The sequence below is a fragment of the Gordonia sp. (in: high G+C Gram-positive bacteria) genome (assembly GCF_049647785.1).
Lineage (GTDB): Bacteria > Actinomycetota > Actinomycetes > Mycobacteriales > Mycobacteriaceae > Gordonia.
The window spans coordinates 37,977-49,727 of record NZ_JBARYI010000091.1 but is presented as its reverse complement, the minus strand read 5'-3'; the positions used below and the strand labels follow the sequence as shown (position 1 = coordinate 49,727).

The 11,751-nt window shown below is 63.7% G+C and carries 12 protein-coding genes; 4 read left to right on the top strand and 8 right to left on the bottom strand.

Translation table 11 applies throughout. The features are described 5' to 3' along the window. Positions 1 to 33: 33 nt before the first annotated feature. Positions 34 to 795, top strand: a complete 762-nt coding sequence (locus WBA38_RS16060) for an acyltransferase (protein WP_424294127.1) — start codon at positions 34 to 36, stop codon at positions 793 to 795. Positions 796 to 797: 2 nt separating this feature from the next. Here the strand turns inward: WBA38_RS16060 and WBA38_RS16055 are convergent, their stop codons facing one another. The 8 genes from WBA38_RS16055 to WBA38_RS16020 all read right to left on the bottom strand — a co-directional run bounded on the left by WBA38_RS16055 (position 798) and on the right by WBA38_RS16020 (position 8,582). After that, entirely contained in the window at positions 798 to 2,405 is a 1,608-nt protein-coding gene (locus WBA38_RS16055) for a signal peptidase I (protein WP_424323115.1), read from the bottom strand. Between the two features lie 8 nt (positions 2,406 to 2,413). Then, entirely contained in the window at positions 2,414 to 2,986 is a 573-nt protein-coding gene (locus WBA38_RS16050) for a hypothetical protein (RefSeq protein WP_424323114.1), read from the bottom strand. Then, the gene (locus WBA38_RS16045) at positions 2,983 to 3,654 is read right to left on the bottom strand and encodes a signal peptidase I (RefSeq protein WP_424323113.1); all 672 of its coding nucleotides are present in this window, start codon (positions 3,652 to 3,654) and stop codon (positions 2,983 to 2,985) included. The genes WBA38_RS16050 and WBA38_RS16045 overlap by 4 nt, the downstream gene beginning before the upstream one ends. Beyond that, complete coding sequence (locus WBA38_RS16040) at positions 3,651 to 4,244, bottom strand: hypothetical protein (protein ID WP_424294132.1); 594 nt, start codon at positions 4,242 to 4,244, stop codon at positions 3,651 to 3,653. The genes WBA38_RS16045 and WBA38_RS16040 overlap by 4 nt, the downstream gene beginning before the upstream one ends. A 45-nt stretch (positions 4,245 to 4,289) precedes the next feature. Next, the gene (locus tag WBA38_RS16035; RefSeq protein WP_424323112.1) at positions 4,290 to 4,811 is read right to left on the bottom strand and encodes an alternate-type signal peptide domain-containing protein; all 522 of its coding nucleotides are present in this window, start codon (positions 4,809 to 4,811) and stop codon (positions 4,290 to 4,292) included. 163 nt (positions 4,812 to 4,974) lie between these two features. Continuing rightward, positions 4,975 to 6,219, bottom strand: a complete 1,245-nt coding sequence (locus WBA38_RS16030; protein WP_424323111.1) for a glycosyltransferase family 4 protein — start codon at positions 6,217 to 6,219, stop codon at positions 4,975 to 4,977. Further along, complete coding sequence (locus WBA38_RS16025; RefSeq protein ID WP_424297428.1) at positions 6,219 to 7,745, bottom strand: 1,4-alpha-glucan branching protein domain-containing protein; 1,527 nt, start codon at positions 7,743 to 7,745, stop codon at positions 6,219 to 6,221. The genes WBA38_RS16030 and WBA38_RS16025 overlap by 1 nt, the downstream gene beginning before the upstream one ends. Next, the gene (locus WBA38_RS16020; RefSeq protein ID WP_424323110.1) at positions 7,746 to 8,582 is read right to left on the bottom strand and encodes a class I SAM-dependent methyltransferase; all 837 of its coding nucleotides are present in this window, start codon (positions 8,580 to 8,582) and stop codon (positions 7,746 to 7,748) included. It abuts the gene before it with no gap. Positions 8,583 to 8,741: 159 nt separating this feature from the next. Between WBA38_RS16020 and WBA38_RS16015 the strand changes: the two genes are divergently transcribed. From WBA38_RS16015 to WBA38_RS16005, 3 genes are all read left to right on the top strand, one after another. Continuing rightward, positions 8,742 to 9,527, top strand: a complete 786-nt coding sequence (locus WBA38_RS16015) for an electron transfer flavoprotein subunit beta/FixA family protein (RefSeq protein ID WP_424297431.1) — start codon at positions 8,742 to 8,744, stop codon at positions 9,525 to 9,527. Between the two features lie 54 nt (positions 9,528 to 9,581). Continuing rightward, the gene (locus WBA38_RS16010) at positions 9,582 to 10,535 is read left to right on the top strand and encodes an electron transfer flavoprotein subunit alpha/FixB family protein (RefSeq protein WP_424297433.1); all 954 of its coding nucleotides are present in this window, start codon (positions 9,582 to 9,584) and stop codon (positions 10,533 to 10,535) included. A gap of 353 nt (positions 10,536 to 10,888) precedes the next feature. Beyond that, on the top strand, positions 10,889 to 11,740 hold the full coding sequence (locus tag WBA38_RS16005; RefSeq protein WP_424323109.1) for a GNAT family N-acetyltransferase: 852 nt from the start codon (positions 10,889 to 10,891) through the stop codon (positions 11,738 to 11,740). Positions 11,741 to 11,751 lie beyond the last annotated feature (11 nt).

Sequence of the window (11,751 nt, the reverse complement as noted above, 5' to 3'; positions counted from 1 at the left end):
AGTTCAATGTTTGGTCGATTAAAGTTTTGATCCATGACCACGATGTGGAATGCGTCTTACCGTTCACGATGGCGTGCCGGCCGCCGCCGCGACCCGCAGCAGGCGCGTTTTTTGACGCTCGACTCGCTGCGCTGGATTAAGCGCAACCGTGCCTGGACCCCCTGGTACCTGGTGCGCTACTACCGGTTGGCCCGTTTCCGGATGGCCAACCCGCACATCGTGCTGCGCGGAATGCTCTTCCTCGGCAAGGATGTTGAGATCCACGCGACCCCCGAACTGGCGCGCATGGAGATTGGCCGCTGGGTCCACATCGGCGACGGCAACTCCATCCGCTGTCACGAGGGCAGCATGCGCATCGGCGACAAGGCCGTCTTTGGTGCCAATAATGTCGTGAATTCGTACCTCGACATGGAGATCGGCGGCTCCACCCTGGTTGCCGACTGGTGCTACATCTGCGACTTCGACCATGTCACCGACAACCTGAACCTGCCGATCAAGGATCAGGGCATCGTGAAGGGCCCCGTGCGCATCGGTCCCGATACGTGGATTGCTGCCAAGGTGACTGTCTTGCGCAACACGACCGTCGGACGTGGCTGTGTGCTGGGTGCACACGCTGTGGTTCGCGGCGTCATCGAGGATTACGGCATCGCCGTCGGTGCACCGGCCCGCGTCGTCAAGAACCGCATGACTGACTGGGAAGCCGGAGCCGAGCAGCGCGCTGAACTCGAACGCGCACTCGCCGACATCGAACGCAAGAAAGCTGCGGCCAACAAGAAGGCTGGCGATAGCGCCTAGCTTTACTCGCTGGGCTGCTCGCTCGACGGTGCGACCGGAACCGGCTTCGACAGGGTCGGCTCCGCCGGTGCGCGTGACGGTTGCTCGGTTGGCTGCTGTTCGTTCGCTGGTGGCGGCTCTGCCGGAGGCGGGGGAGGCGGCGTGACCGCCTCGGTCCACACGCCAGCCGACTGACTCACCACCACAACCGTTCCATCTGGCTCGGTGACCTCAAGTTGTTCGGACTGCGGCAGCCACCGCACTGAACTCGACGCCGGGAAATTACCCCGATAAACCACATCGGTCGACGACGCGTCCCGAATCATCACCGCGCCGCCCTCTTGATAGAAGGCGTAACTGCCCGACGCGGTAGTCGTGCCGCCGGGCGGCAGGGTTGGTTTCGGGACGGTTGTGGTCGGTGTCGCCGTCGGGGGACTCGGGGCAGTGGAGATCGGGGACAATGTTTCGCTGGAGGACGGTCCTGCGCTTTCCGTAGCAGTGCTGGAAGGTGCCGAGCTTGACGACTCTCCACTTGATGCTGAAGTGCTCGGATCTGCCGACGTCGCTGACTCACTCGGCGGTTCGTTCCGCGCTGCGAACCCACTCGTGGGAGTAACGCATCTGATTCCGGCCGGTGTTAACAGGCCATCTTGCCCAGGACTGGTCGGGCGGATTAATTGTGTGACGGTTGCTGCTGAGCGGAAGTTCTTCACTGTGTTCGTCAGTACGACAGTTATTGTGCCGCCTCCGAGTAGCCAGGTGATGATGGCAGTCAGCAGACCCTGGTCAAGTTTGTAGACGGCGGGGTTCGGTGCAGTCGCCGCGTTAATTGTGACTGGTGCTTGGCTCTGTCCGGGGAAGCTCAGTTCGTAGGTGTACCTGGAATTTGAGGCGGGATTGGGCCATCGGAGTTCGACGGTCGAATAGCTCAGGAGCAGGATCGATGTGGTCGTGTTGTAACAGCCCATCGACGTCGGGTTGGCTGGGATTCCCGTCGAAATCGTCCCCGTCGCTGTTGCCGACAGCGGTGGAGCTGCCTGGGCTTCGCCAGGAGCTTGCGCACCCGACACTACGACCGCAACAACCGACGCCGCGGCGGTTCCGGCGAGGAAGCGTTGTCCGGCGGGACTGTTGCGCCACCCCTGCTTCGGTGCGAACGCAATTGCCAACAGGATCAACAGTGCGACGGCTTCGAGGGCGAGGGTCATCGGGTTCTTCAACCACGACACCACATACCCGAGGTAGGGGACGGTCCAGTAGACGCGGTCGACGGTGGTCGTGACGTACCTTCCGGGGTCGGCAACGTTGTTGGCGTCGCCCTTCAACGTGAGGGTTGCGGAATCCCCGGCGAACGAACCGACGGTGACGACTCGGTGAGTGAGGCGTGTGCCGTTGTCGGCGGTGACGGTGACGATGTCGCCGGGATGGACAGTGTTTGCGGGCACGGTCCGGGCAATGCCGAGGGATCCGGTCGGCGCTGCCGGGGCCATGGAGTTGGTCTCGAAGATGAGCGGTCGAATACCGAAAGATATGGCGAGCACGGTGAGGATTATGCAGAACGTACCGAGGATGGCTGCGCTGGTCAGTGCGGCATTGGCGAGAACTTGGCGACGTCGCGTCGGTGGGGTCATGGGCGCGGTCATGATGCCGCCGTCGCAGTGAAGGTCACGGTCACAGTGCCAGCCGCAGCGCTGTTGGCGTAGGAGCCGGGAGTGTTGTCATTGAGTTGGATGCCGAGGCAAATATCTTGCACACCGCCCGCGGCTATTGGGCCGACCGCGGTACCCATCGCCATGGCGACACCGCCGGTCCCGCAGGCTGGTTCGCCGTAGGGGCCGGTACCGATGTTGACCGCGCTAGTTGTCGATCGTCGTGCCGTCAGCGTCGTGAAAGCTCCCACACCCGACTGTGTCGCGGCTGAGGTGAAAGTGAATGGGATGCCGCCGGTGTTCTTGACCTGGACAATCTGGGCCGTCGTTGAGCCCGGCAGCAAGTTTCCGGGGAACGTGAAGTTGTAACTCGCTTTGTGGGGTCCGCCGCTGGGGCCCACCATAATTTCGACGCCAGCGGTTGTGAACTGGCCCGATGTTGTTGCCGCCGTCGTCGACCATAGTGCCGTGGTGCCGACTGCGCCCGTGCCCAGCAAGATTCCGCACGCAAGCAGAGCTCGAACTCGTCGCGACATTCCGGCGGAAATGTTCGGCAGCTTCACGACTCCACCTCCGTTCGGAGGGGAGCGGTGTCGGTGTTGTCGGGCTCTGGCACCGTGGTCTCATCGGTGCCCTCGGCCTCGGCACGACGACCGTCGCGCCAGTCGACGTAAAACTGCCAGCCGCCGTAAACAAATAGCAGGCCAGCCAGGACGAACACGATGATCGTCCGCTTGGCGCCGGTGAACCAGGTGTTCACAAACCCGAGGTAGGGGACCGAATACCAGAGGACGCCGCGCACCTGGATCGGGCGGACCGGCTCGGCGTCGGGGACATTGTTGTTGTCGCCCTTCGTGATGAACCGGGGCTGCTGGTCGGGCCCCTCCTGGACTTCGATCACGCGGTGCGTCACCACATCGGCCTTACCGGACTCGATTTGGTAGGTGATGACATCGCCAACGTGGATAGACGACACGGTCCGCGGCTTCACGACGACCAGGCTGCCAGCCGGGTAGTCGGGCTTCATGGACCCGGTCAACACGGTGTATGGCCGCGCACCCGCGATCTTGGGGATCAGAATTGTCGTGCACAGCATGGCGAAGGCGGCCGCCAGCAGGAACCAACTGACCGTCTGCCACAGGATGTGCATCGCGCGTTGGCGGGGAGTGCGTTCGACGGCGTCGGTGCCGGGAGTTTCGGTGCCCGAAGTCTCAGAGGTAGGCGTCGTCATGGGTTTGTCCCCGGACGTAGCTGGCCGACGGAGAAATTGAAGTTGATCGTGTACGCGGCGGGCAGGGTGCCGCCGAGGGTCTTCAGGATTGCTCGGACACACCAGCTTTCGGAACCGCCCTTGTCGAGGACCCGCCAGTTCGCCAAACCGGGGTTCGGGGAACCGATCGTTGTCGCCGGTCCCGTGGTGTCGGTTGCCGGAAAAGCGCCCGACAGATTGCCGGTGCCGCCGGGACAAGTGCCGGCCACGGATCCGGACAGTGTCACGGTAACTGTGGACCCGGGGCTCGTGATGGCCGGTCCGGCACTGGAGAGTTGGAACTTAATTCGGGTGGTCCCGGTATTAACGATCGTTAACGGCTTCTCGGTGACATTGCCGACCGCGATGTTGTTTCCGGTGAGGGAACCGAAACTGTAGGAGGCATCGCCACTGCCGTGCGGATTGAGACCGATGGTGCCGGTCCCAATGTCAGTCTGTGTCCCGAGGGATCCGGTCTCGGACCAATAGGCCCCGGTGGTGTACACCGATCCAAAGATCAGCGACACCACCAGGAAACCCAAGGCTCCCAGGAGCAGTTTGTTTCGCGTCACGGTAGCAGTTCGACGATGTTCCGTGGCCTTTCGATGGGTGGCGGGCTACGGACGAAGCTGCTTGAGTGAGATCGCCATGGCATCGACCGATACGGCGGTGTTCGTGCTGGTGGTTCCGCCGGTGGCCGCATCAAAGGTCAACGTGACAGTGACGGCGATGGGTGTTCCGCTGACTGCGGGGAACGCAGTGCCCGGGCTGCCGTTGGCCGTGGAAACCGCGGTGATGCCAGTGGGAAGCGTGGCACCCGTGCCGATCCCGCTGACACTGAGTTCGGCCTTGATGTTTTTACCGGTGAACGTGGGTGTGCAACTACCGGTGTACTTCCAGACGTCGCCCGGAACCATCAGGTCGACGGAAGGATTGACGGTCAGTACGCCGTTTGTCGTTGGCGATTCGTCGGTCCAGGCACCGGACGTTCCACAATCCAGCGCGAAATTGCCGGTCGAAATGTTGCTGCCCCCGGCGATATCCGAGTCGACGCTCCACAGGGCGTACGACCCCGCGCCGCCCAGTAGCAGGATGGCTCCGGCTCCGATAGCGAGTGCGCCCCTAGTTTTGCGATTCATCAGTCCACCTCCACTTAAGGTGGACTTTGTTTCGCCACCCAGGATGTCAGTGACGAACGTCACTTACCGAAAGTTTCGCCCATTCTGAGTCGGTTGTTACGTCCCCGGTTTAATTCATCCGTTCGGACGGCAGTAGGGCAAAGGGGCAGTTGAAGCGAAATTTCTACTGCATCGGATCGCGCTCGGGCATGGGGCGCATTGGAATTACCGGGCGGCCCAGCGGGCGCGTGGGCTGCTTGACAGCCTCGCGGTAAACATCGGCGGTTCGCTTCGCGATGGCCCGCCAGGTGAACTCCTCGTCCAACCGTTCTCGGCCGCGGAGGGCGCGAGCGGCCGCCGCCTCGGGGTCGTCGAGGGCGGCGCAGACGGCGGTCGCGAGGCCGACGGGATCGAAGGGCTCAAACGTCCACCCGGTGACGCCGTCGGTGACGGCCTCACCTAATCCGCCAGCAGTCGACGTCACTAGGGGGATGCCCGTTGCGGCAGCTTCCAGGGCAACAATCCCGAACGGCTCGTAGCGGCTTGGGAGGACGATCGCGTCGCACCGATGCATCAGTTTCATCAAGCCATCGCGGTCTTGCTGACCGGCGAATTCAACGGCATCGGTGACGCCGTGCAGGTGGGCTTGCTCGCGCAGCCAGTGATTCTGGGTGCCGTCGCCAGCAATGGTGACAGTGGTGCCGGGATGGCGGCGTCGAATGGCGGGCAATGCCTCGATGAGGTCCTGCACACCCTTCTCGTATTCCAACCGTCCGGCGAACAGCAATTCCGCGGGACCGGTACGGGCAGCGCGCGGAGTGAAACTCCAGGTGCCGACATCGATCCCGTTGTGAATCAACGTGATCGGCGGCAGTTGCGGGCCAAATAGTGTGGCGACTTCGTCGCGCATCGACGCCGAGCAGGTGATGAGGGCGTCGGAAGCATTCGCGAGCCACCACTCCACCGAGTGGACCTGACGGTTGATGTGTCCGGCGACCCAACCGCTGTGCCGGCCAGCTTCGGTCGCGTGCAGTGTCGAAACCAGCGGCGCGTCGAAGTACTCGGCCAGCGCTTTCGCCGGGTGGGCTACCAGCCAATCGTGCGCGTGCACCACGTCCGGGCGCGGCTCGTCGCGCAGAATCTGCAGACCTGCGCGCACAAAGCTGTGACCCATGGCGAGGGTCCACGCCATCATGTCGGCACCAAAATCGAACGCTGGCGGATCCTCTGCCACGGCAATAACGCGCACGCCGTTCACCACGGTGTCCGTGGTGGGATGCGTCGTCGAATCGGTGCCCGACGGCTGGCGCGTCAGCACGATGACATCGTGGCCCAACTCCGCAACGGCCTCAGCCAAATGGTGCACGTGCCTGCCGAGCCCGCCAACGACCACCGGCGGGTACTCCCAAGAAACGACGAGTACGCGCATTAAAAGTTGCCTTCCCGGCTCGGTAGTCGACGGGAGTCGAGGGCACCGAACAAATTGTCGGCACGCCGCCAACCCTGCGCGAGCTGGTCTGCTCGTCGATCCTTACCGGCGTCAGACGCCGCACAGATCTCGCGGGTAGCGTGCGCGTGCTTGTAAGCACGGTCCTCGGCGTAACCGGCGGCCGTGTCCTTGGACACCATAAACGGCCAATCGGACTGAACGGTCATCAAGGTTTCCCGCAGAATCTGGTCGGCGACCTGATCGCGGGCCGGTTCGTGGCTGGCCCGCTTGTCGAGGGAGTCGAGTGCGGTCTCGGTGACCTCGGCGTTGAGTTGTACGAGGTGCTGCACCTGGGGCCCCTCCCAGACGCGCCAATCCTTGCCTGAACCCCACGATGAGTCGCTGAGTTCGACGGGCTCGCCGACGTACCCGGACTGCCTGGCGGTTTCGAGGGATCCCACGGTAATGCCAGCTTCGGGGAGTCGGCGGATGAGCCGTTCCAACCAGATGGGGCCCTCATGCCACCAGTGGCCATATAGTTCGGTGTCGAAGGCTGCGATGACGTGCGCTGGGCGGCCGATGCGCTCGGATTCGGAAATCAGGCGTTCGCGGACCGCACCGATGAAATCGTCGACATGCTTATCGATGACGGGATCCACCAACGACGGGTCGTACGGTTTCTTCGCCTCACTCGGCACATTTTTACCTGTAACCCGCACAGGTTTAAAGCCGGTCTCGTGGTCGTAGGTGTGGAAGTCGCGATAGTTCGCGTGACCCGGATAGCCCGACTTAGGCGACCACACGCGGTAGCTGACGGTCAGGTCCCGACCGAAGGCAACGACGCCCGAGTCACCTACGGGCCGGCCCAGGGCCGTGTCTCCGTGCAGGGTGGGGCCGTCGACCATAAAGTGTCCGACACCCGCGGCGGCGTATTCCGTCTCCATGCCCGGCGTGTACGCGCACTCCGGTGCCCAGATGCCGGACGGTCTTGTGCCCCAACGTAACTCGGCATCGGCGAGGCCTTCGCGAAGGGAAAACTGGCGCAGGCGCCGATCCAGCAACGGCTGGAACGGGTGGGCCAGGGGGCCACCGAGGAGCTCGATGATTCCCGACGAAATGAGTGGCCGAATCTGTGGGCTGCCACCGTGTCGCCACTGGGTCTCGAAATCGGCCAAGGCGGTTGCGGCCGCCCGGAACTCGCGGTGACCCATGTTTCGGCGGTCGGGGTCGGAGTCGGTTGCCGCCTCCATGGCCCGCAACTGCCAGTCGGCCAGCCACTCGTACATCGATGTCCCGCAGTGCGGGTCGTCGAGCTGAGCTGCCAACACCGGGGTAATACCCAGTGACAGCACGTCAGTGAAGCCGTCGTCGGCCAGGCGACGCAACGCCGCGAAAACCGGCTGATAGCAATTCGCCCACGATTGGTAGAGCCACTCTTCGCCAACCGGCCACCGACCGTGATTGGCTAGCCACGGCAGATGCGAATGCAGCACCAGCGTGAACTGGCCGGGAACCTGCTCAGCCATTTAGTCCGCCGGATCCGGGCGACGCACCGCCACGGCGAGCAAGTCGAGGCTCGCATCGATGTCGGCCTTCTTCGCCGAACGGATAGCGAAATCAGCGGTGGTCACCGCGGCAACATCGGCGGTCAACTCGTCGGGCCAGGGGTCACCGGCGAGGGCGCGTTCGATCTGCGCGTCGATGATCGACCCACCCCACTTCGCGTCCAGGGCTTCCAGCGACGTCCCGTGGTAGACGCCAGCCATGCCGGTCACATCAAAGCCTGTCGTCCCGGGTACCTCAGCGAGCAACTCGGTAAGTTCGGCGGCATTGAGCTCACGCGTGTGGAACGGGTTGAGTGGGGTATCGCGGCCGGGCGAGAAGGTCACCCGATTCGGGGTGCTCATCAGCAGGAAACCCCCTGGACGCAACACACGGTGGCATTCGGCGACGAAGGCACTCTGATCCCAGAGGTGCTCAATAACCTGGAAATTCACCACCACATCGACGGATCCATCGGCCAATGGCAGGTCGATGAGATTGCCCTGTTGAACAGTCAACTCCGGGTACACCCGAGAGGTGTGGGCGACGGCCTGTTCGTCGTAGTCGACACACGTCACGGTCTTGGCGCGGGTGGCGAGCATCGACGCGCCATATCCCTCGCCCGAACCTGCCTCGAGGACATCTCGGTCGGCAACCGCGTCGAGGATGTATTCGTAGGCCACCTCGTGGCGGCGGAACCAGTAATTTTCGGCCGGGATACCCGGTACGGTGCGTTCACCGGTGAGTGCAAGCTGATCGGACGGCGGTGCCCCAACAAAGTTGGTGCCGTGAGGGGTCGCGGTCGGCTGATTCTCGGTCATCAACTCGACCTTAGTACCCGTGCTTGTGGCGCTTGGCAGGTGGGAAGTGATCGGTGCCATGTTCTCGGCCGGGCGGACAGCCGCTAAAGTAGGGCAGAGACCCATGGCCTTACCGGCCGGTAAGTTGCCGAACCCGAAGCAGGAGGTCGACGAAGACCCATGACGAATATTGTCGTTCTGATCAAGCAGGTTCCCGACACATGGTCCGAGCGCAAGCTCGCCGATGGCGATTTTACGCTCGATCGGGAAGCCGCAGACGCAGTGCTCGATGAGATCAACGAGCGCGCTGTCGAAGAGGCTCTGCAGATCAAGGAAGCAAACGGTGGCGAGGTGACCCTCCTCTGCGTCGGTCCTGAGCGCGCTACCGATGCCATCCGCAAGGCCCTGTCGATGGGTGCAGACAAGGCCATCCACATCAAGGATGACCTGATGCACGGCAGCGACGCGGTCCAGACCGCATACGTCCTGGCTACCGCCCTCGGCACCGTCGAAGGCGTCGAGATGGTTATTGCCGGCAACGAGGCCACCGACGGCCGCAGCGGCGCTGTCCCGGCCATGATCGCCGAATACTTGGAACTCCCGCACCTGACTCACCTGCGCAAGTTGGAGGTTGACGGCGAGACCCTCCGCGGCGAGCGCGAGACCGACGAAGGCATCTTTAACGTCGAGGCCTCGCTCCCCGCCATCGTCTCGGTCAACGAGAAGATCAACGAGCCGCGATTCCCGTCGTTCAAGGGCATCATGGCCGCCAAGAAGAAGGAAGTGAGCGTCCTGACGCTCGCCGAGATCGGCGTCGACGCTGACACCGTTGGCCTCGCCAACGCGGGCAGCACCGTCACCGCCGTGACCCCGAAGGCTGAAAAGACCGCTGGTGAGCGCGTCACCGACGAGGGCGACGGCGGCACCAAGGTCGCCGAGTACCTGGTCGCGTCGAAGATCATCTGATCCCCGCGAACACCACTTCCACAGGCGAAACCCAAGAATTTCAGGAGAACAATCATGGCTGAAGTACTCGTGCTCGTTGAGCAGGATGCCGAAGGTGGACTGAAGAAGGTCACCAGCGAGCTCATCACCGCCGCCCGTGCCCTCGGCACCCCGGCTGCAGTCGTCGTCGGCAAGCCCGGCTCGGCCGCTGGCATCACCGCCGGTCTCACAGAGGCTGGCGCTGAGAAGATCTACGTCGCCGAGTCGGACGACGTCGCCAACTACCTCATCACCCCGGCCGTCGACGTCCTGTCGCAGCTGGCCGAGGCCAACGGTGCCGCTGGCGTGCTCGTCGCTGCTACTGCCGACGGCAAAGAGGTTGCCGGCCGGCTGGCCGTGCGTCTGGGCTCTGGCCTGCTGACCGACGTCATCGACGTCAAGGAAGGCGGCGCTGGCGTCCACTCGATCTTCGGTGGCGCGTTCACCGTTGACGCAACCGCCGGTGGCGACACCCCGGTCATCTCGGTCCGTCCCGGCGGCGTCGAGGCTGCGCCGGCCGCTGGTGCAGGCGAAGTCGTTAACGTCGAGGTTCCGGCACAGGAGGGCGGTGTCAAGATCACCGGCTTCGCGCCGAACGTTGGCGGCGACCGTCCCGAACTGACCGAGGCGTCGATCGTCGTCTCGGGTGGTCGTGGCGTCGCCTCGGCTGAGAACTTCGCAGTGGTCGAAGCTCTCGCCGATTCGCTCGGTGCGGCTGTCGGTGCCTCGCGTGCCGCGGTCGACTCCGGTTACTACCCGGGCCAGTTCCAGGTGGGTCAGACGGGTAAGACCGTCTCGCCTCAGCTGTACATCGCCCTCGGTATTTCCGGTGCCATCCAGCACCGTGCTGGCATGCAGACCTCGAAGACCATCGTGGCCGTCAACAAGGACGAAGAAGCTCCGATCTTCGAGATCAGCGACTTCGGTGTGGTCGGCGACCTGTTCAACGTCGCTCCGCAGTTGACCGAAGAGGTCAACAAGCGCAAGTAGTGCGCTAGCTTTCCCGCGACGCCCCGCCCTGGATTCCCATGGCGGGGCGTCGTCGTCTTCCCGGCCCCGTTTCCCGGCCTTCGGCCGTCCCCCTTTTCTGTCACGATTCGCCCCACCCATCACCGAACAGGCCGTCCGGTGACACTTTGGCGGAAGCATGACCGTCAGATGTGACAGAAAAGGGGAAAGTCGGGCGGGAAGTCGACCCAGAACCGGTACGACGACGCTCTGGCCCCAGATTCGACGGCTCGTTTGCCGCCCGTTCACATCGTCGCGAGGAGTTCACCTGTCGTGTCCGGACATGTCACGCCACTGTGACCGTCGCGTCGACTGGCCCGCCTTGACTTCGTGGCATGACAGTAACCGAGTTCGGCAGTGCAAGAACTTCTTCGCGTCGGGTGCTTCTGTCCGGCGGTGACTACTGCGTTTCGATCGTCAGCGACGCGGGAATCGGCGGCATCAGCAAGGGCGACGTGCGCCGCGAGATCGAGGCCGCGCAACGACTCCGCTTCAACGTCTTCAACAGTGAAACCGGGTACTCCGACTCCATCGGCGACGCCACGTCCGGACTGGATGCCGATACGTTCGACGACTTTTGTGACCACCTCCTGGTCCACCATCTGCCGACGGGCCAACTGGTCGGCTGTGCTCGCGTCCTCCCGCCGCCCCGCGCCATCGCCGCGGGCGGTTGGTACTCCGCCACCGAGTTCGACCTCGACGAGCTCTCACCAATTCGCGGCGAGACCGTCGAAATGGGGCGCGCCGTCGTCGACGCCAACCACCGGAGTGGCTCGGTTACCGCCATGCTGTGGGCCGCGCTGCTCGGCTACCTCGAAGAAGGCGGCTACCGCTACCTGATGGGGTGCGTGTCGGTGCCGCTGGAGTCGCCGATCGGCCGCGGACGCGAACTTCGCGGCATCCGCGACCTGGCACGTGACAAGCACCGCGCAGACTGGCAAGTATTCCCGTTCCGCCCTGTCGAAGTAGACGGCCTGAGCCTGGATCAACTGGAACCTCCGACCACCAACCGCCTCCCCGCACTCCTGCGCGGGTATGTCCGCCTCGGGGCACGTGTCTGCGGTGAACCGGCCTTCGACGAGATTTTCGACGTCGGCGACTTTCTGACCGTCCTCGACCGGCACCGCGGCGATCAGCGGTACACCGAACGACTGCGCGGTGCCATGACCAGGCTCGGCACTAACTAGCGGAGGACCAA

Bases quoted from the DNA above. Each gene is read 5' to 3' on its own strand.
- WBA38_RS16015 (WP_424297431.1), top strand. From the start codon at position 8,742: ATGACGAATATTGTCGTTCTGATCAAGCAGGTTCCCGACACATGGTCC.
- WBA38_RS16035 (WP_424323112.1), bottom strand. From the start codon at position 4,811: ATGAATCGCAAAACTAGGGGCGCACTCGCTATCGGAGCCGGAGCCATC.
- WBA38_RS16025 (WP_424297428.1), bottom strand. From the start codon at position 7,745: ATGGCTGAGCAGGTTCCCGGCCAGTTCACGCTGGTGCTGCATTCGCAT.
- WBA38_RS16020 (WP_424323110.1), bottom strand. From the start codon at position 8,582: ATGACCGAGAATCAGCCGACCGCGACCCCTCACGGCACCAACTTTGTT.
- WBA38_RS16030 (WP_424323111.1), bottom strand. From the start codon at position 6,219: ATGCGCGTACTCGTCGTTTCTTGGGAGTACCCGCCGGTGGTCGTTGGC.
- WBA38_RS16005 (WP_424323109.1), top strand. From the start codon at position 10,889: ATGACAGTAACCGAGTTCGGCAGTGCAAGAACTTCTTCGCGTCGGGTG.
- WBA38_RS16055 (WP_424323115.1), bottom strand. From the start codon at position 2,405: ATGACCCCACCGACGCGACGTCGCCAAGTTCTCGCCAATGCCGCACTG.
- WBA38_RS16010 (WP_424297433.1), top strand. From the start codon at position 9,582: ATGGCTGAAGTACTCGTGCTCGTTGAGCAGGATGCCGAAGGTGGACTG.
- WBA38_RS16045 (WP_424323113.1), bottom strand. From the start codon at position 3,654: ATGACGACGCCTACCTCTGAGACTTCGGGCACCGAAACTCCCGGCACC.
- WBA38_RS16060 (WP_424294127.1), top strand. From the start codon at position 34: ATGACCACGATGTGGAATGCGTCTTACCGTTCACGATGGCGTGCCGGC.